Source organism: Pedobacter sp. ASV1-7, from assembly GCF_040203335.1.
Classification (GTDB): domain Bacteria; phylum Bacteroidota; class Bacteroidia; order Sphingobacteriales; family Sphingobacteriaceae; genus Pedobacter.
Genome location: NZ_JBEHBV010000001.1, coordinates 140,815 through 160,897, shown reverse-complemented (window position 1 = coordinate 160,897; position 20,083 = coordinate 140,815). Strand labels below are relative to the sequence as shown.

At 35.9% G+C, this 20,083-nt stretch carries 19 protein-coding genes; 9 read left to right on the top strand and 10 right to left on the bottom strand.

The window, feature by feature from the left end:
• Positions 1-21 precede the first annotated feature (21 nt).
• From rsfS to ABDJ41_RS00715, 4 genes are read left to right on the top strand one after another with little or no spacing between them, the layout of a single operon-like run.
• The gene (gene rsfS, locus ABDJ41_RS00730) at positions 22-396 is read left to right on the top strand and encodes a ribosome silencing factor (protein WP_349783814.1); all 375 of its coding nucleotides are present in this window, start codon (positions 22-24) and stop codon (positions 394-396) included.
• 27 nt (positions 397-423) lie between these two features.
• Positions 424-2,511: an ATP-dependent zinc metalloprotease FtsH gene (gene ftsH / locus ABDJ41_RS00725; RefSeq protein ID WP_349783813.1), complete on the top strand. Its 2,088-nt coding sequence runs from the start codon at positions 424-426 to the stop codon at positions 2,509-2,511.
• Between the two features lie 53 nt (positions 2,512-2,564).
• Positions 2,565-3,218 carry a LutC/YkgG family protein gene (locus ABDJ41_RS00720; protein WP_349783812.1) on the top strand — a complete coding sequence of 218 codons (654 nt, stop codon included), beginning with the start codon at positions 2,565-2,567 and terminating at the stop codon, positions 3,216-3,218.
• 55 nt (positions 3,219-3,273) lie between these two features.
• Positions 3,274-4,356 (top strand): 3-oxoacyl-ACP synthase III family protein, encoded by a 1,083-nt coding sequence (locus tag ABDJ41_RS00715; protein WP_349783811.1) that lies wholly within the window; start codon positions 3,274-3,276, stop codon positions 4,354-4,356.
• Here ABDJ41_RS00715 and ABDJ41_RS00710 read toward each other — a convergent pair.
• The 5 genes from ABDJ41_RS00710 to ABDJ41_RS00690 form a co-directional block, all read right to left on the bottom strand.
• Positions 4,353-5,846, bottom strand: a complete 1,494-nt coding sequence (locus ABDJ41_RS00710; protein WP_349783810.1) for a tetratricopeptide repeat protein — start codon at positions 5,844-5,846, stop codon at positions 4,353-4,355. The two genes, ABDJ41_RS00715 and ABDJ41_RS00710, sit on opposite strands and share 4 nt — an antisense overlap.
• 93 nt (positions 5,847-5,939) lie before the next feature.
• The gene (locus tag ABDJ41_RS00705; protein WP_349783809.1) at positions 5,940-6,683 is read right to left on the bottom strand and encodes a zinc ribbon domain-containing protein; all 744 of its coding nucleotides are present in this window, start codon (positions 6,681-6,683) and stop codon (positions 5,940-5,942) included.
• Positions 6,683-7,780, bottom strand: a complete 1,098-nt coding sequence (locus tag ABDJ41_RS00700) for a Nif3-like dinuclear metal center hexameric protein (protein WP_349783808.1) — start codon at positions 7,778-7,780, stop codon at positions 6,683-6,685. The genes ABDJ41_RS00705 and ABDJ41_RS00700 overlap by 1 nt, the downstream gene beginning before the upstream one ends.
• Positions 7,781-7,806: 26 nt before the next feature.
• A complete protein-coding gene (locus ABDJ41_RS00695; RefSeq protein ID WP_349783807.1) occupies positions 7,807-8,148 on the bottom strand; it encodes a TM2 domain-containing protein in 342 nt (113 codons plus the stop codon).
• 10 nt (positions 8,149-8,158) lie between these two features.
• Positions 8,159-8,491 carry a DUF2752 domain-containing protein gene (locus ABDJ41_RS00690; protein ID WP_349783806.1) on the bottom strand — a complete coding sequence of 111 codons (333 nt, stop codon included), beginning with the start codon at positions 8,489-8,491 and terminating at the stop codon, positions 8,159-8,161.
• A gap of 130 nt (positions 8,492-8,621) precedes the next feature.
• Here ABDJ41_RS00690 and mfd point away from each other — a divergent pair, with 130 nt between their 5' ends.
• Positions 8,622-11,963: a transcription-repair coupling factor gene (mfd, locus tag ABDJ41_RS00685; protein WP_349783805.1), complete on the top strand. Its 3,342-nt coding sequence runs from the start codon at positions 8,622-8,624 to the stop codon at positions 11,961-11,963.
• Between the two features lie 9 nt (positions 11,964-11,972).
• Entirely contained in the window at positions 11,973-12,191 is a 219-nt protein-coding gene (locus ABDJ41_RS00680; protein ID WP_349783804.1) for a DUF3820 family protein, read from the top strand.
• A 257-nt stretch (positions 12,192-12,448) separates the two neighbouring features.
• On the opposite strand, the gene ABDJ41_RS00675 is transcribed toward ABDJ41_RS00680, so the two are convergent.
• Positions 12,449-13,258 carry a phosphatidate cytidylyltransferase gene (locus tag ABDJ41_RS00675; RefSeq protein ID WP_349783803.1) on the bottom strand — a complete coding sequence of 270 codons (810 nt, stop codon included), beginning with the start codon at positions 13,256-13,258 and terminating at the stop codon, positions 12,449-12,451.
• Positions 13,255-14,154 (bottom strand): CPBP family intramembrane glutamic endopeptidase, encoded by a 900-nt coding sequence (locus ABDJ41_RS00670; protein ID WP_349783802.1) that lies wholly within the window; start codon positions 14,152-14,154, stop codon positions 13,255-13,257. Before ABDJ41_RS00670 ends, ABDJ41_RS00675 begins: the two co-directional genes overlap by 4 nt.
• Positions 14,155-14,216: 62 nt before the next feature.
• On the opposite strand from ABDJ41_RS00670, the gene dusB reads away from it, so the two are divergent.
• A complete protein-coding gene (dusB, locus tag ABDJ41_RS00665) occupies positions 14,217-15,224 on the top strand; it encodes a tRNA dihydrouridine synthase DusB (RefSeq protein ID WP_349783801.1) in 1,008 nt (335 codons plus the stop codon).
• Positions 15,225-15,260: 36 nt separating this feature from the next.
• Positions 15,261-15,647, top strand: coding sequence for a Co2+/Mg2+ efflux facilitator ApaG/CorD (apaG, locus tag ABDJ41_RS00660; protein WP_349783800.1), 387 nt, complete (start codon positions 15,261-15,263; stop codon positions 15,645-15,647).
• Position 15,648: 1 nt separating this feature from the next.
• Here apaG and ABDJ41_RS00655 read toward each other — a convergent pair whose 3' ends face one another.
• A complete protein-coding gene (locus ABDJ41_RS00655) occupies positions 15,649-16,341 on the bottom strand; it encodes a zinc metallopeptidase (RefSeq protein WP_349784721.1) in 693 nt (230 codons plus the stop codon).
• A 221-nt stretch (positions 16,342-16,562) separates the two neighbouring features.
• Between ABDJ41_RS00655 and ABDJ41_RS00650 the strand changes: the two genes are divergently transcribed.
• Entirely contained in the window at positions 16,563-17,882 is a 1,320-nt protein-coding gene (locus ABDJ41_RS00650; RefSeq protein WP_349783799.1) for a DNA recombination protein RmuC, read from the top strand.
• A 14-nt stretch (positions 17,883-17,896) separates the two neighbouring features.
• On the opposite strand, the gene thiL is transcribed toward ABDJ41_RS00650, so the two are convergent.
• Both thiL and nadA read right to left on the bottom strand, forming a co-directional pair.
• On the bottom strand, positions 17,897-18,937 hold the full coding sequence (gene thiL, locus ABDJ41_RS00645; protein WP_349783798.1) for a thiamine-phosphate kinase: 1,041 nt from the start codon (positions 18,935-18,937) through the stop codon (positions 17,897-17,899).
• Positions 18,938-18,980: 43 nt separating this feature from the next.
• Positions 18,981-19,973 (bottom strand): quinolinate synthase NadA, encoded by a 993-nt coding sequence (gene nadA / locus ABDJ41_RS00640; RefSeq protein WP_349783797.1) that lies wholly within the window; start codon positions 19,971-19,973, stop codon positions 18,981-18,983.
• Between the last annotated feature and the right edge of the window lie 110 nt (positions 19,974-20,083).

Sequence of the window (20,083 nt, the reverse complement as noted above, 5' to 3'; positions counted from 1 at the left end):
TATCAAAATTAAAACATTTTAATGGTAAAAAAGAAAATTGGAAACCTTTCTACATTCCTCTCAGAGATCGCTGTACATGGCATACAGGAAAAAAAAGGAAACGACATTGTAAGGTTAGACTTAAGGGGGCTAAACAGTTCTGTTTCTGATTATTTTATCATCTGCAATGCAGATTCCGCAACACAAGTAAAAGCAATTGCCGACAGCGTAGAAAAAGAAATCTATAAAAATACGCAAACGAATCCCTGGAGAAAAGAAGGTCAGGATCATGCTGACTGGATTATCCTTGATTATTTTGACATAGTAGTACATATATTTAAAACTGAAAAGCGCGAATTTTATGGAATTGAAGACCTTTGGGGTGATGCCTTGTCTACTTCCTATCAAAGCGCATAATCATTCAACCCCATTTTTTGACTTATAATGAAAGAGAATCCAAATACGAAGCCCAAGTTGATTAAGAGAATTCCTAATATTCCTAAAAAACCTCAAAAAGGTTCAAAATTCAACATATTCTGGGTATATGCAGCTATTATTTTAGGCCTGATCATGCTACAGGTGATGTTTAGTGGTGATACCGCTAAAACCATTTCGTACCACACATTTGAGAAAGAAATGTTGATCCCTGGTGATGTAGAAAAAATCATTGCTTACAAGCATGAGGATGTAATTAAAGCTGAAGTCTTTATTAAAAAGGACAAATTAAAGCAAGAAAAATACAAACAATATCTGAGCAAAAATAACTTTGGTGCCGCAGAGGGACCAACCGTTTATTTTAACGCCGGGTCAATGGATGGATTAGATGCCGATTTAAAAGAATCTCAAAAAAACATTCCTCCGGATCAGCAAATCCGTGCAGAAAAGCAAACAAGACAGAGTTCATTTAACTCCTGGTTCTTAACCATTATCCTACCTGTATTGTTATTTATAGGTTTCTGGATATTTATTATGCGCCGTATGGGCGGTGGTGCCGGCGGTGGTGGCGGACAAATTTTTAATATCGGAAAATCTAAAGCCACTCTATTTGATAAGGAAAGCCAGGTAAACGTTACATTTAATGATGTAGCAGGCCTTGAAGAAGCTAAAACAGAGGTAATGGAAATTGTTGATTTCCTCAAAAACCCAAAAAAATACACCAATCTGGGAGGTAAAATCCCTAAAGGAGCGTTATTAGTAGGCTCACCTGGTACTGGTAAAACACTTTTAGCAAAAGCCGTTGCAGGTGAAGCACAAGTGCCATTCTTCTCTCTATCCGGATCTGATTTCGTAGAGATGTTTGTTGGTGTCGGAGCATCACGTGTGCGTGATTTGTTTAAACAAGCCAAAGATAAAGCACCTTGTATCATCTTTATTGATGAGGTGGATGCTATTGGTCGTGCTCGTGGTAAAAACAGCATGATGGGCGGTAATGACGAACGAGAGAATACATTAAACCAGTTATTGGTTGAAATGGATGGTTTCGGTACAGATTCTGGAATTATTATTCTTGCAGCAACCAACCGTCCTGACGTTCTTGATGCGGCATTACTTAGACCCGGACGTTTTGACAGGCAGATTTCTATTGATAAACCAGATTTAGTTGGCCGTGAACAAATCTTTAAAGTTCACCTTAAGCCCATTAAAACAGATGAAATTGTTGACGCCAAAAAACTTTCAGCACAAACACCTGGATTTGCAGGTGCGGAAATTGCGAATGTTTGTAATGAAGCAGCTTTAATTGCTGCTCGCCGTAACAAAGAATTTGTAGATATGCAAGATTTCCAGGATGCAATTGACCGTGTAATTGGTGGTTTAGAAAAGAAAAATAAAATCATCTCTCCAGAAGAGAAACGAATAGTAGCTTACCACGAAGCAGGTCATGCTATTGCAGGTTGGTTCCTTGAACATGCTGATCCATTGGTAAAAGTATCTATCGTTCCCCGCGGTGTTGCAGCCCTTGGTTATGCGCAATATTTACCAAAAGAACAATTCTTATATACTACAGAGCAGCTAACTGACGGCATGTGTATGACGATGGGTGGACGTGTAGCAGAAGATATTGTTTTCGGTAAAATATCTACCGGAGCACAAAATGACCTGGAAAGAATTACCAAACTTTCATACGCTATGGTTACCATTTATGGTATGAACAGCACAATAGGGAACGTTTCTTTCCATGATCCGCAAAACGAATACAATTTCAATAAGCCATACTCTGAAAAAACATCAGAAATGATTGACCATGAAGTACGTACGATTATTGAAGGGGTATACACAAGAACAAAAGACTTGTTAACAGAAAAAAGAGAGGGTTTAGAAAAACTAGCTCAGAAATTAATAGAAAAGGAGATTCTTTTCCAGGCCGATTTAGAAGAAATTCTTGGCAAACGTCCTTTCGACAATCGCACTACATACGATGAGTTTGTGAATGGAACAGGTGATCAAAAACCTGCCGCAGAAGGATTGGTGCATGATGGTGTAAGTCAAGCCGACCCTGCAACACCAATAAACCCGGCACAAACAGAATCTTAATTACAATATTTATGGGGCTGCCGTTTAAAAAACGGCAGCAAATCCATTTTTTTATGCAGGAAAACATTTCTTCAAAAGAGCTCATGCTAAAAAAGATAAGAAAAGCCCTTCTGGAAAGAAGAGACAACCCTTATCCTAATTTAGAAGATACCCCTCTTTATTCTGAAAATGAAGACCATAGGGAGTACCCCGAAATCTTATTTGCAGAGCAGCTTACAGCAGTTTCAGGAAATTTCATTTACTGCGAAAACGGAATAGAATTTATTGAGAATATACTTCAGCTGGCCGAAAGGTTTAACTGGAGAAAAATTTATTGCTGGGAGCCTGAATTGCAAGACCTGCTTGCTACCTACGAATTCCCTTTTTATCAGACCGATAAAGACTTTGAAATGGCTGAGGTTGGAATAACACTTTGTGAAGCGTTAATTGCCCGCAGCGGCTCTATCATGGTCTCTAATCAGAATGCAGCAGGAAGAAGGTTAAGCATATTTCCTCATCATCATATTGTAATTGCCCGGACGGGTCAAATGGTCATGGATCTGAAAGACGCATTTAAACTCATCAAAAATAAATATGGTACAGAAATCCCTTCAATGATCAGTACCATAACAGGTCCAAGCAGAACAGCTGATATTGAGAAAACTTTAGTTCTCGGTGCACATGGCCCTAAAGAATTATTCGTATTTTTAATTGACGATTTTTCTTAATCTAATAAATTAATCTTAATTTTATACTGTACACCAAAACAGTATATGGTTCAAAATGGGCATTAAAACAACGTTAAACTCGGTTATAACGGGTACAGGAAGCTATATTCCGAAAAACATTATCTCTGGAAATGCCTTTTTAAACGCTTCGTTTTACGACAATGGCGTAAAACTGGAAAAAGAAAACACTGAGATTATCAGCAAATTTTCAGAAATCACGGAAATCAATGAGCGTCGTTATATTGATGAAGATCAAGTTAGCAGCACCATTGCCGCGATTGCCGCACAAAGGGCAATTGATGACGCTAAAATCGATAAAGAAACACTTGATCACATCATATTCTGTCACAACTTTGGTGATGTTAAAAGCGGCAGCAACCGTATGGATATTCTGCCATCACTTGCCGCAAAGATAAAACAGGCCTTACAAATAGAAAACCCGGATTGTGTTGCTTACGATCTTATTTTTGGTTGTCCGGGATGGGTACAAGGAGCAATTCAGGCCAATTATCTGATCCAAAGTGGGGATGCTAAACGAGTAATGGTAATCGGTGCAGAAACACTATCCAGGATTATTGATCCGCATGATCGTGACAGCATGATATTTTCTGATGGTGCTGCAGCTGTTATTTTTGAAGCACAGGAAGACGAAGAGCCTTTAGGAATCATTGCACATAAAACTCAGACTTATGCTGCCAGTCATGGCTCATTACTGGTTATGGGTAAGAGCAATAATCCTGAAGAACAAAATGGCAACGCCTATCTGAAAATGAATGGCAGAAAGCTTTATGAATTTGCAGTAACGACTGTTCCTCATGTAGTAAAAAAAGCGATAGATAAAGCGGGAATCAGTATAGAAGATATTAAAATTGTCTTCATTCATCAGGCAAATGGTAAAATGGATCATGCTATTATGAAGCGTGTATTTAAGTTATACGGGCTTGATACTGTTCCTGAAAACTTAGTTCCTATGACCATTTCATGGCTTGGAAATAGCTCGGTAGCGACTATCCCTACCTTATTGGACCTGGTAAGAAAAGGTAAAGTCGAAGGATACAAAATAACCAAAGGTGAATATGCTATATTTACGTCTGTAGGCGCAGGAATGCACATCAATGCCTTTGTATATCGCTTCTAATTTATCAATTTTAAGCTATCTCTTGCCTCGCTTTCAATACTGTTTTCATATTGATGCCCTTTCATATTGATTGCCGTATTGAAGCTGGCTTTGGCTTGATTATAATTTCGCATCTTCATATAAATCTTACCCATAAATAATGCAGAATTCGCAGCGAAGTATGCTTTAAGCCCCTTCCCATAATTAACGGCCTTCTGGTAATTTTCAATGGCAGCATCTTTTTTCCCCAGTTCATCATTGTTCCTGCCTAGCCGGTAAAAATACTCTGTTCTATCTTTAACCAGATTCAAATCCGTTTCTTTAATGCCTGAAAGCACCTCTAGTGACTTCGTGTAATATCCACCATCAAACAGTAGCCGGGCCTTTAACAAAGCCGTATTTGGGATCGGAGACCCTACTTCATTCATTGCCTGCTTATCTCGTTCATTAAATGTATACCCAGAGCTCTTTACTTTTGCAGCATACTGATTATATCCTTTTAAATCACCAGAAATCAATTCGATCCAACCCAAATGCAGGTAAGCATCTTTTATATAATTTACTCCTTTATTGTTCTGTAAAAACCTATTAAAATAACTAGCAGCATTTAAATCCAGTTTATTTAGCTTCGCAATGCCCATTAAATAATCCAGATAAGGGAAAGGCTGGTACTGCTGCCCCGATGGCCTGTTTGCTAATGTAGTGATTGCTTCTTCATTATGCCCTCTTTTAGTGCTTACATAAGCTTTAAGATAAGATTTCAATAAACTGGAATCAGACACCCTCTCAAGGTATTTCGTCGTTTCTGCGTACGCATTTGAGCTATGAGCAACGTCTACTAAAACAAATGAATAGTAAAATACTACTTCCTCATAAAATGGCTCATAAACAGACTTAGGTAAACCTGCTGCCAATCTTTGCATTATGGTCACTCCTGTTTTAACATCTCCTTTAATCCCGAAAGTAGAAAGTGTACGCTTCATGAACCCCTCAGGCAAACTTCCAAGCACAGCATTAACTATACCCAAACCTTTTGCATTTAAGGGAAACCCCGGATATTTCTTAGCATTATCATGCAGATATGAGTTCGCTTTTTTGATTTCCAGGGCTGCATTAAACTGCTCACCAAACCGTGCCCTTATTAATGCCCACTGGAGATTAATTTCTGCCTGTGCATATAAACTATAGGGAGACTGCTCTGTATCATCTTCTATTTGATTTAGACGTATACTTTTATTGCCTTTTAAACGATCGAAATCAGTCTTACTGGCCATAGTCAGCAGTTGAAAAAAATCTATATAATTTTCTAGCAAGGGCACAAAAGAATTGTCCGGATTAGCTTTCTTTTCGGTACCAACTAATTGTCTGGCAGCATTTAGTTTCAGCTCAAATATAAATCCGTAAGCTTTCTGACAGTTCGCATTAAAATCAAATTTAGCAAACAATGCTCCGGGTAAAATCAATAGGAAAACCGTTAAATAAATATTCTTTCGTAAAAATGGTCTTTGCATATTTAAGTACTGATAAATGAACTGTGGTTAAATATAGACACAAAAAAAGGTCAGATGGAATTTCTGACCTTTTTTATATATTTTGAATACTTCTTATGCCGAAGCTACTTCTTGTGTTAATGCCTCATCAACTAAAATCCTTCCGCAATGCTCACAAACGATTATTTTTTTGCGTTGACGAATATCTAACTGACGTTGAGGTGGAATCTGGTTAAAACATCCCGAACATGAATCACGATCGATAGTAACAACAGCCAATCCATTATTAGCATTACCTCTTAATCTTGTGTACGCTACCAACAGCCTTTCATCAATCTGATTCTCAGCCTTTTCTACTTTCTTAAGTAAAGCTTGCTCATCTTTTTCAGTCTCTGCTGTAATAGTTTCCAACTCACCTTTTTTAATCTCAAGGTCTTTTTTTCTTGATTCTAAATCAGCTAAAGCTTTATCATAAATTTCAGTTTTTGATGTAATTTCAAATCCGAACTCTCTGATTTTCTTCTCACAAACCTGAATTTCTAACGTTTGTATCTCAACCTCTTTAGTTAAAGCATCATATTCACGATTGTTTTTAACATCTTTTAATTGAGTTTCATATTTTTTGATCAGGCCTTGAGCATCCTTGATCATATTTTTACGCGTTACAATTGCATCTTCCGTATCATCCAATTCACCTTTGAATTTTTGAATCCGGGTTTCCAGACCTGCAACATCATCTTCTAAATCGGACACTTCCATTGGAAGTTCACCACGAATCTGAAGTATTTTATCAATTTGGGTATGCAGGGTTTGTAACTCGTATAATGCTTTTAGCTTTTGCTCTACAGTTTGTTCCATTAAATGAAATAATTTATTGGGTTTGTGTTATGCTCCGTTAAACGGATTGCAAAGTTAGGAAATTTTTCTTGAATAATATCTATCAACAAATCTGATGTAAATTGTTCACTTTCAAAGTGTCCGATATCTGCGACCATTAGTTTTTCATCAGCATCAAAAAACTCATGGTATTTAAAATCAGCAGTAACAAAAGCATCTGCCCCCGCAGCAATGGCTTCTTTAAGTAAAAAGCTGCCAGAACCACCACATACCGCCACTTTACGTATCTTTTTAGGTAAAATACGAGTATGCCTGATTACAGTTGCATCCATGTTATCTTTTACCATTCTTAAAAAGTCATGCCCATCGAGGCTTTCATCCAACCATCCAATCATCCCTGCACCAACATTATCCAATTTATTATCTAATGGATAAATATCATAAGCAACTTCTTCATAAGGGTGATGCTCAAATAGGGCAAGCATTACTTTTCTTTCATCCTGAACCTTAAAAATGGTTTCAATTCTAACTTCTTGTTCCTGGTGCTGTATACCTACCTCACCAACAAACGGGTCTGTTCCCTCTCCCCCTTTAAATGTCCCGAATCCTTCGGCATTAAAACTACATTCGCTGTAATTGGAAATATTCCCAGCCCCGGCAGCAAAAAGAGCATCTCTTAGAACTTCAGATTGAGGAACAGGGCAAAAAGTGACTAATTTCTTTAAGACTGTAGTTTTCGGACTTAAAATCTTTGTGTTTTTTAAACCCAGTCGGCCACTAATTACACCATTTACTCCATATGCAACATGATCCAGATTGGTATGTATAGCATATAAAGCAATATTATTTTTTATAGCCTTCAGCACCACCCGCTCAACATAATTTTTCCCGGTAATCTTTTTCAGCCCCTTAAAAACAATTGGATGATGCGTAATGATCAAATTACAATTGTGTAAAATTGCTTCATCAACAATACTTTCTATACAATCTAAAGCAACAAGTGCAGCATGAATTTCCTCATTTGGATCTCCTACAATCAAGCCTGAGTTGTCATAATCCTCCTGATAGTTTAATGGAGCAAAGGCCTCCAGATGCTTTATTAAAACAGATAACCTCATAATCTGTAAATATACAATAGATTTAATTATTGCAGGTTACCCATTCTTACCAATTGCATACTTTCAAACACCATTTTCTGATTGTATTCGTAAGCCAGACTTTTGTGATTGATCAGATCTATAATTGTACCAATAAAACACAATCCTGCAGTACAAAAGTATAAAATACCCATACCAATCTGACCTACCAAAAATCTGGATAAGCCAAAAACGAAGAAGCCAAGAATACAATACAAGATCATATCATCCGGGTTTCTTCTTTTCCCACTATAAACCATCAAAAAAGCCCTTAATTGTTGTTCACTAAATCCTGTAGTTGCACTTTGCAAATAAGAAAACTCCTGTGGCGAGATGCCTGGTAGTGACATAAACGGTGAATCAAACATATCCTTCCTCCTTATATTTTAAGTTTAATACCTTTCGGTTATTCAATTTTATTTTAATCAGAACCATTATCCGGTTCAAAATGATAAGCAATGCAGGAATTCCAAACCAATGCTCATTCAGGCTTGCCTGAAAATTACCCTGGAGTAAATACCCTATCGACTTGCCTATTCCACAACCAGGACACCAACTAATGCCCATATTTGACAATGGACAAAGGGTAAAATGCTGATCGCCTTCATGCACATGCAAGTCTGCAGTTCCAAGTAACAATAATGCTGTTATCCAGAAAAGAAGTTCAAAAGGAAGACATATTAATATTTTCATCTTATGCCGTTAAAAATTTAAAGGTATGTACTTCTTTCAAATATCTATCTTCCCCACTCCTTTTATCCTTTGATCAAGGAGTTGAAATATTGTTACATTTAAAGACCATCATAAATCCTACATTTGTATTGTGAATATTCGCGACCTGATTAACAGATACAAAACAGACGAGCGTATTGTAGCATTGGCGAAAGCTCTTAATGCGGGCAAAGGCTCTAAAATTCAGCTGAAAGGCTTGGTAGGCTCTGCCGATGCAACAATTGCAATTGCGTCGTATTTTTTATTACATAAACCTCAGCTATTTATTCTTCCTGACAGAGAAGAGGCTTCTTATTTTCTGGCCGACCTTGAAAGTATACTGGATAAGGAGGTATTACTTTTCCCATCTTCATTCCGTAAAGCTTTTGATTTTACTCAGGTAGATACGGCAAATGTCCTGGCAAGAGCAGAGGTATTGAATGAACTGAACCATCAGTCTGAATACGGAAAAATCGTTGTTTCATATCCAGAGGCTATTGCTGAAAAGGTAATAGACCGGGCGGTATTAGAGAAAAACACCCTTGAAATCAGCCTGAACGCTAAATTAGGTATCGATTTCATTAACGAATTTCTGATTGATTACGACTTCAACAGGACTGAGTTTGTTTATGAACCCGGACAGTTTTCCATCCGAGGGGGTATCGTTGATATATTTTCATTCTCCCATGATCTTCCTTATCGAATTGAGTTCTTTGGGGATATCGTGGAAAGCATCCGCACATTTGAAATTGAAAGTCAGCTTTCTGTTGAGGATGTAAAAACACTGACTATCATTCCTAATGTACAGTCCAAATACCTTACAGAAAACAACATCAGTATCCTTGATTATATTGAAAAAGATACCCAGTTATGGTTTAAAGATGTAGAATTCACTTTAGACATTGTAAAAAGCGGCTATAAAAAAGCAGTCGAACTTTGGAAAGCACTTCCTGCAAAAGACAAAGAAGAAAATCAGGATTGGATAGATCCTAAATTTGCCTTTACTGACGAGAAAATGATGGGGGATATGTTCCATGATTTTGCATTGGTCGAATTCGGAAAACAGTTTTTCTATAAAACTGAGCATGTTTTTCAGTTCGAAACCAAACCTCAACCTTCTTTTAATAAGGATTTTAATCTACTTATTCATAACCTTAAAGAGAATGAAAAAGAGGGTATACACAACTTTATTTTCAGTTCTTCCGTTAAGCAAACAGAACGTTTATACGCCATATTAGATGATATTGATAAAACCGCAAAATTTACTCCGGTAAATATTCCTTTGAGGGAAGGTTTTATTGATGCACAGCAGCAACTGGCTTTCTATACTGATCATCAGATTTTTGATCGCTTTTACAAGTATAAACTCAAAAGAGGTTATCAACGTAGCCAAGCCATTACCTTAAAGGAATTAAGAGATCTGAAACCAGGTGATTTTGTAACACATATTGACCATGGAATAGGGAAGTATGCAGGCCTTGAAAAGGTAGAGGTAAATGGTAAAACGCAGGAAATGATCAGGTTGGTATATGCAGACAACGATCTCCTGTATGTAAATATCAACTCATTAAACAGGATTGCAAAATACAGTGGTAAGGAGGGAACAGCTCCAAAAATGAACAAACTAGGTACTGAAGCCTGGGATAAACTCAAAAAAACCACTAAAAAAAAAGTTAAAGACATTGCTCGTGATCTGATTAAGCTTTATGCTTTAAGAAAATCCCAGGTAGGTACAGCTTTTAGTCCGGATGGTTATCTGGAAACTGAATTAGAGGCTTCTTTTATTTATGAAGATACCCCTGACCAGGAAAAAGCCACTGCTGATGTTAAAAAAGATATGGAAGCGCCACATCCGATGGATAGGCTGGTTTGTGGTGATGTTGGTTTTGGTAAGACAGAAATAGCTATCAGAGCTGCTTTTAAAGCAGTTGCAAATGGTAAACAAGCTGCTGTTCTGGTTCCAACAACCATTCTTGCACTACAACATTTTAAGACATTTTCAGGCCGCTTAAAGGAGTTTCCATGTACTGTAGACTACATAAACCGTTTTAAAACCAATAAGCAGATAAAAGAAACTTTAGCTAAACTAGCTGAAGGTAAAGTAGATATCGTCATTGGTACTCATAGGCTGCTCAGTAAAGATGTAAAATTCAAAGATCTGGGCATTATGATTATTGATGAGGAACAGAAATTTGGAGTAAGCTCAAAAGAAAAATTAAGAGCCCTTCGTGTAAATGTAGATACATTAACCCTTACGGCAACACCGATTCCAAGGACATTACATTTTTCTTTAATGGGAGCCAGGGATTTATCCATCATGAGTACACCACCCCCAAATAGGCAGGCTGTAAATACAGAATTGCATGTCTTTAACGACAAACTTATACAGGAAGCAGTACAGCATGAACTAGATAGGGGCGGACAGGTATTTTTTATTCATAACCGGGTTAATGATTTACCACAATTGGGTGGCTTGATTAAAACATTGGTACCTAAAGCACGTATTGGTATAGCGCACGGACAATTAGACGGCGATCAGCTGGAAGATGTAATGCTGGATTTCATTAACGGTGAAAAGGATGTATTAGTAGCTACAACCATTATTGAAGCAGGCTTAGATATCCCAAATGCCAATACCATTATCATCAACCATGCTCATATGTTTGGTCTGAGCGATCTTCACCAGATGAGGGGCAGGGTAGGCCGATCGAATAAAAAAGCTTTTTGTTATTTATTGAGCCCGCCATTATCAACCTTAACTTCTGAAGCCCGTAAAAGACTTAGCGCAATTGAAGAGTTTTCAGACCTTGGGAGCGGTTTTAATATTGCTATGAGGGATTTGGATATCCGTGGTAGTGGAAATCTGTTAGGTGCAGAACAAAGTGGCTTTATCGCTGAAATAGGTTTCGAAATGTATCATAAAATTCTGGATGAAGCCATTCAGGAACTTAAAACGGATGAGTTCAAAGATCTTTTCAAAGAAGAACCTCTTCGTCCATTCGTTAATTTTACACAAATTGATACTGATCTGGAGCTTTATATTCCAGATGATTATGTCACCAATATTACAGAAAGATATAATCTCTATACAGAACTTTCAAAAATTGAAGATGAAACACAATTAAAAGCTTTTGAACGCTCTTTAAAAGATCGTTTTGGACCAGTGCCAAAGCCAGTAAAAACGATGCTCAATGTATTAAGGTTACAGTGGGTAGCTAAAAAACTAGCTTTTGAAAAGATAACCTTCAAAAAAGGGGTTTTACGTGGGTATTTTATCTCTGATAAACAATCGGCATTTTTTGATTCAATAATGTTCAATAAAATATTGCACTTTGCGCAAATGCATCCCCGTATATGTAATCTTAAAGAAGTCAAAGATTCATTGCGTATTGCTTTTGATAACCTTAATACGGTTGATGAAGCTGTAGAAATGCTGCAAATGGTAGTCAACTAAACTGTTAAAATGAATCCTAAGCTATTACAAGACCTGGTTACCATGCAAATGCCTTTTGGCAAATATAAGGGACGTATCATGTGCGATTTACCTGAATCTTATCTCGTATGGTTTCAACAAGAAGGCTTTCCTCCGGGAAAGCTTGGAGAGATGATTGCTACATTATATGAAATCAAATTGAATGGCTTAGAATACCTATTAGAGCCTTTAAAAAAGAAGAGATATTAATTAATATCTCGAAAATTCTGCAATTTTATCAATATTTAAACCGACGTAACCACTTAACAGTTAAGTAATTACATATGTATGCATAATAGTAAGTCCATAGTAGGTCCATAGTAACTCCATGTTAGGTCCATGTTTTACTATATAAACATGGATTTAGTATAATATTATCATTGAGTTTTTATGGATTTGGAACGGACCAAGACAAAGCCTTATTACTGTTTCATCCCAATTTTAATATAAAACTGAAATAAAGAGCTCTAGTGAAGAATTAGATACAGATATACATAAACGATAGGTGCAGCAATTAAAAGACCGTCAAAACGATCTAAAAAGCCTCCATGGCCTGGCAGTATGTTTCCTGAATCCTTTACATCCAGACTACGCTTCAGCATAGATTCAACCAAATCTCCAAGTGTTCCAAATGAGACAATCAAAACTGCCATTCCTCCTAATACAAAAGGACTCAGTTCTGTAAAGAAAAATGAAATAATATAAGATACCAATACACTGGTCAAAACCCCACCAAAAAAACCTTCCCATGACTTTTTAGGTGAATGTCTTTCAAATAATTTTGTCTTTCCCATCTTCATTCCAAACAAATATGCACCAGTATCACTAGCCCAGAGCATCAGTAAGAAAGATAGTGGCAAATGATAATTATAAGTTGCATGGTTCTGTATAAATCCTAAAGAATAAAAAAAACAAAATGGAATAATTACATAAATAATACCCACATAGGTATAAGCAATATTTGTAAATGGAGATTTATCTCTTTTATATAATTCTGCAATAAATACAGAGAAAATAACAGGTATAATTAACAGCATAAACTTGATTTCAAGCTGTAACAACTGATAACTAGCCGTAATTAAGAATATTAGTGCCGATAAAAATAAAGCAAAGTATTTATGTGGTTTGATCCCGGCAGTCTTAATCATATTGAAAAATTCAAACAGTGCAGCCAGGCTTAAAATAAGGTAAAAAAAAGTAAAGGTATAACCACCTAAAAAAATGGAACCTAACATTACAATTGTAAAAAAGAAAGCAGTTATTGCTCTTGTTTTCATTCAGTTTTTGTTTTAAAATATCTAAACAGCAGAAAAGTTAATATGGCACTGATGATGTAACCATACCAGGCAATATTCAAAGTTTTATCAGCTTCCGACAAAGGTATATTGTTTTTTTGCATATACCATGCTGCACATACAGCATAAGCGTTATTTACAAAATGTCCAAACATGGCATACCATAAACTGCCACTCCAGAAATACAAATATCCAAAAGTTGCTCCCAGCAAAAGACGTGGTATAAATCCATAAAACTGCATATGAATAGCACTGAATATGAATGCAGAAAACCAAATAGCTACATGCGGATTGCTAAACATACGTCCAAAAGCACGTTGCAAACCTCCTCTAAACATCAGTTCCTCAGCTATGGCAGGCAATAAAGCAATCATTCCAATATTGATGATAAAAACTCCAATATTTTCCATTTTTAACAATGCCAGAGTAGTTTTCATAGCTTGATCTTCGGCATTTTTCATCCATAGTTCCACTCCTTTTAAAGACTCGGGAAATACCATATTCTTATTGAACCGAGTTACCAATTCCAAAAGAGGAACAGCGCAAATCATCAATACAACAACCAGCAGTAATAATTCAATTTTAGGCTTTTTAAAACCGTAAAATACATTGGTCTTCTGTCCCTCTGTTTTAGCTAATAAAAGAGCCGGTACAAGAAACAAACCTATCTGTTGCGTAGAAAGTAATATCCTTTGAGCAGCAATATAATAAGCTTCACCACTTGATAACCAGGCCATATCAGTTAAAATACTGCCACCGTATTGTAAATATACAAGGCCAAAACCTATGATAGAAAATACAATCATGCCTAAAATTGCATAAATAACCAACATCATTATCTGTACCAGAGGTCCGTTTTCTTCCCTTGTATTTTGCATAGAGTTCATTATTCCTATAATTTGTACCTTTGTACCGAAAAATTTGGCTTGAAGATAGAGAAATGTCCGTAAAGATAGGAAATATTGATTTGGGAGAATTCCCTTTATTACTCGCACCTATGGAAGATGTGAGTGACCCTCCATTTCGTTTTGTTTGTAAACAAAGTGGGGTGGATATGATGTATACGGAATTTATTTCTTCAGAAGGATTGATCAGAGATGCTGCAAAAAGCAGGGCCAAACTTGATATTTTCGAATACGAAAGACCTATAGGTATCCAGATATTTGGAAGTGAAATAGATCACATGCGTGAAGCAACTGAAATAGCTACACTTGCAGGTCCGGATCTGATGGATATCAATTATGGTTGCCCGGTGAAACAGGTAGCCTGTAAAGGAGCTGGTTCGGCATTGTTACAGGATATAGATAAGATGGTAAAGATGACAGAAGCTGTTGTTAAAGCAACTCATTTACCTGTAACTGTTAAAACCAGACTAGGTTGGGACGATACTACTAAAAATGTAGAAGAGGTAGCTGAACGCTTACAGGACATTGGTATACAAGGACTTACAATTCATGGACGTACACGTGCTCAATTGTATAAAGGTCAGGCAGATTGGACATTAATACGTGAAATTAAACGTAACCCAAGAATTAAAATTCCAATTTTTGGTAATGGTGATGTAGACAGTATTCAAAAAGCAGCTGACTGGAGATTGGAATATGAGGTGGATGGAATTATGATTGGTAGAGCTGCTATTGGTTATCCATGGATATTCAGAGAAATAAGACACTTTTTTAACACAGGGGAGATACTGGCAGGACCAACTATTGAAGAACGGGTAGCGGTCTGCAGAACCCATTTTGATAAATCCATTGTATGGAAAGGGCCAAGGGTTGGTATTTTTGAAATGAGAAGACACTATGCCAATTATTTTAAGGGAATGCCTGACTTCAAATCCTACAGAATGCAATTAGTTAAGGAAGAGAACATTGAAACAATACATAGTATTTTAGACGAAATAGCTGATAAATATCAACATCTTTGCCCGAATGGCGAAATGGCCTGATTTTTGAAAACTATTATTAAATAAACAAGCGTTAAAATGGTAACAGCTATCACCTTAGGTGTAAAAATATCGGTTGAAACAACTTACCAGGAAGATCATTCTGATCCGGTAAATAACCATTTTTTATTTGGTTATCGTATTACTATAGAAAACTTAACAGACTATACTGTTCAACTTAAAAGAAGACAATGGTTCATTTTTGATTCCAATGGCAACCAAAGAGAAGTTGAAGGTGAAGGTGTGGTAGGAGAACAGCCTGTTATTGAACCTGGAGAAAGACATTCTTATGTATCTGCATGTAATTTAAACACAGATATAGGCAGCATGAGTGGTAATTATTTAATGCAAAGGTTGGCCGACAACAAAGAATTTATAGTTGCTATTCCTGAATTTGAATTAATTGTTCCTTACCGATTAAATTAACCTATTTATTTCTTCCAAATAGGATAGAAGCATAGTAAAACAAGTTTGCAAGCGATCCTAAAGCAGCGACTACATAGGTCATTGCTGCCCACCATAAAGCATCTTTTGCTTGTACATGTTCTTCATTGGTATACAATACTTCTCTATTATTTTTGAGCCATATTAAAGCTCTTTTACTGGCATCAAACTCAACAGGAAGAGTTATTATACTAAATATAGTAATTAACGTAAGGCCAATAACCCCAATCCCCAAAACAATAGGATTAAATGTAAAAGCAATTAATAAAACACCTATAATTAATACCCACTGTAGAAGATTAGAAGTAATGCTAACCACAGGAACCATATTAGACCGTAATTGTAACCAGTGGTATGATTTAGCATGCTGAACAGCATGTCCACATTCATGAGCAGCAACTGCAGCAGCTGCAACACTACGTCCGTAAAAAACATCAGTACTTAAATTCACTGTTTTATCTTCAGGATTATAATGATCAGATAAAGCTTTATCTGTGCTCATTACTTTCACATCAAATATTCCATTATCGTATAGCATTTTTTCTGCTATCTCTTTCCCCGAAAAACCTGAATTTAACTGCATTTCGGCATATTTCGAAAACCTGTTTCTAAATCTCCACTGCACAAACATGCTAATAATCAGTATCGGGATAATCAATACAATATATGCTCCCATTTTATATAACAAATCATTCCCTTTATAATTTATATCAAAAAGTATTCCCATTTCATTTAAAATGAATATAAATCACTTATAACTATCCATTTATAGTCTCTGCTCATACTCAGTCCACTATTTTTATTTTATTTATTGAATTTCATAAATGAAGATAATTGAGAAATAGTACACATTTGATAATCCCATATAATTTAATCACTTTTGATAAAAATATTAGTATGGAAGCAATTTTAACACTTATATTGATCATAATATTAGTACTTATTATAGTATTATTTTTCAAAAAACCTGCTGTAAACAATAACATTGATGCTTTACTTTTATTAAAAGAGCAAGAACATCAGAAAGCTTTAAACTATCTAAAGGAAGAAAAACAAAGAACTGAAGATGAACTTAATGACCTTCGTTTAACTTTTATGACCGAACGTAGTAAAGCCATAAAAGCAGAAGAAAATTTAATGGCCCAGCAACAAAAACACAACGAGCAGGAAAAATATATTGCCGAATTGCAACAACGTTTTAAACTGGAATTTGAAAATATAGCAAATAAAGTTCTGGAGGATAAAACAGATAAATTTACCTTACAGAATAAGACTAATCTGGACATCATATTAAATCCTTTAAAAGAAAACATAAAAGCGTTTGAGGAAAAGGTAGACAAAGTATACAAAGCTGAATCAGATGAAAGAAATATACTAAAAGGTGTAATATCTCAGCTGATGAATCAAAGTAAGCAGATTCAGGAAGATGCTAATAATTTAACCAAAGCACTGAAAGGCGATCAGAAAAAACAGGGAAACTGGGGAGAAGTTATTCTTGAACGTATTTTAGAAAGATCAGGTTTAACTAAAGATAGAGAGTATAGGATTCAAACCAGTTTAAGCTCATCAGAGGGTAGTAGAATGCAACCAGATGTAATTATTGACCTTCCGGATGATAAACATATTGTAGTCGATTCTAAGGTCTCTTTAATAGCTTATGAGCGATTTGTAAATTCTGATACAGATGAGGAAAGGGAATTGTACATCAAACAGCATATTATTTCGATAAAAACTCATATTCAAGGCTTATCTGGTAAAAACTATCAGCAACTATATCAAATCAATTCTCCTGACTTTGTATTGCTGTTCATTCCTATCGAATCATCTTTTGGTATCGCTGTTCAAAAAGATGCCGAACTTTTTAATTATGCCTGGGATAGAAAAGTAGTAATCGTTAGTCCATCTACACTACTCGCTACTTTACGTACCATTTCAAGTATATGGAAACAGGAAAGACAAAATAGAAATGTCCTTGAGATAGCTCGCTTAAGTGGGAGTATGTACGATAAGTTTGTCGGATTTCTGGCTGATATGGAAGGTATAGGTCGTAATATTAAGTTGAGTCAAGATGCTTATGATAAAGCAATTAACAAGTTATCCACAGGCTCAGGAAACCTTTCTACTACTTCAGAGAAAATCAAAAAATTAGGTGCCAAAGCAACTAAGCAAATTGACACCAAATTTTTAGATCCTGTTTTATCTTCTGATGAAGAATAAAATTATACTAAAGATTATGCTTTAAAAGCATTCCAACCCTGAGCTTTTATTTCATGTACGATATTTGATTTAGAAATCATCTTGTAACCTTCATTTTTCTCAGTAATATGGCCAATGATACTGATGTCAACATCATGTTTCAATTTATCGTAATCCGCTTGCTTTATGGTAAATAGCAATTCATAATCTTCTCCACCGTTTAGCGCACAAACTGTAGGATCAAGTCCTAATTCCCTTGCAGTTTCGTAAGTCATCGGATCAATAGGAATCTTTTCTTCATACAAAGTAACACCCTTTTCTGATTGCTCACATATATGCAAAACTTCAGATGCTAAACCATCTGAAACATCAATCATAGAAGTTGGAATAATATCCATTTGTGCTAATAAATCTACAATATCACGTCTGCCTTCGGGTTTTAATTGTCGCTCAATAATGTAATCCTTTCCTTCCAGATCTGGTTGAATATTAGGATTTTCGAGGAAAATCTGCTTTTCTCTTTCCAGAATTTGCAGCCCAACATAAGCACCTCCCAGATCTCCTGAAACGCATAAAAGATCACCTTCCTGTGCACCATTTCTGTAGCAAACACTTCCTTTTTCGGCATAACCAATACTAGTAACACTAATTACAAGTCCTTGTTTACTGGTTGAAGTATCACCACCAATCAAGTCAATATTGAAGCGGTCACATGCAAGCTGAATTCCTTTGTATATTTCTTCAACAGCTTCCAATGGAAATTTGCTGGATAAGCCTATGGAAACAGTAACCTGGGTAGCAATTCCATTCATTGCATAAATATCACTTAAATTAACCTGTACAGCCTTGTACCCCAAATGAATAAGAGGAACATAAGCCAGGTCAAAATGAATACCTTCAAGCAATAAATCCGTCGAAATCAGGACTTGTTTATCATTAAAATTTAGAACTGCTGCATCATCACCAATTCCTTTGATGCTACTTTCGTGTTTTACTTTAAAAGTTTCTGTAAGGTGTTTGATCAATCCAAATTCCCCTAATTCAGCAATATCTGTACGTTCTTTATTTTCAAACATTATCTTATTATATTACAGCAAATTAACACTTTATCCACATAGTTTATAAGCCCAAACTAGCAGATATTTCTAACATTCTTTCAATTGGTTTACGTGCCTGTACAATGATATCTGAAGGCACTGTTACTTCTGGCAAACCATTTTTTATACATAAATACAGCTTTTCAAGTGTATTTCTTTTCATATATGGACAATCATTGCAGGCACAACTGTTGTTTGGAGGTGCAGGAATGAAAGTTTTGAGTGGATTAGCTTTCTCCATTTGGTGAATGATTCCACTTTCTGTTGCTACAATGAATTCCTGAGCATCATTATTGATAGAATATTTTAATAATCCTGTAGTTGAGCCGATGTAATCAGCCATTTGTAATACAGATTCCTCACATTCCGGATGCGCAATAAACTTAGCATTAGGATGACGTTCCTTTAACTTAGTAATTTTTTCTCTTGAGAAAATTTCGTGAACCATACAGGCACCATTCCACAAAACTAAATCTCTGCCTGTCTTTTTTGCAACCCAGGCACCTAAATTTTTATCCGGACCAAAAATAATTTTTTGATCTTTTGGTAAACTTTCTACAATCTGAACAGCATTTGTGGAGGTACAAACGATATCACTCAACGCTTTTAATTCAGCTGTACAGTTCACATAGGTGATTACCAGGTGATCTGGATATTTTTCTTTAAATTTCTTGAATAAATGCGGTGGACAGCTATCAGCTAATGAACATCCAGCTTTTAAATCTGGTAATAGAACCTTTTTTTCTGGAGAAAGTATTTTAGCAGTTTCAGCCATAAAATGTACTCCAGCAAAAACAATTACGTCAGCTTCTGTTTTAGCTGCTTCCTGAGAAAGCCCTAAACTGTCTCCAATATAATCTGCAATATCCTGTATATCAGGTTCCTGATAATAATGCGCCAGGATAATAGCATTTTTTTCCTTTTTTAGTTTCTCAATCTCATCAAAGAGATCCAATGTTGGATCAATATGCTCTTCGATATATCCTTTTCTATTTAATTCGGCTAAGGTGTCCATTTTATCTTGATATAATATTCAATTTTTTAATGTCTACTCCACATTCTATTTCAGTTTATCAACGTTTCAGTTTTCAATTTTAAAACAAAAAAAGTTTTTTTCTGATTTTG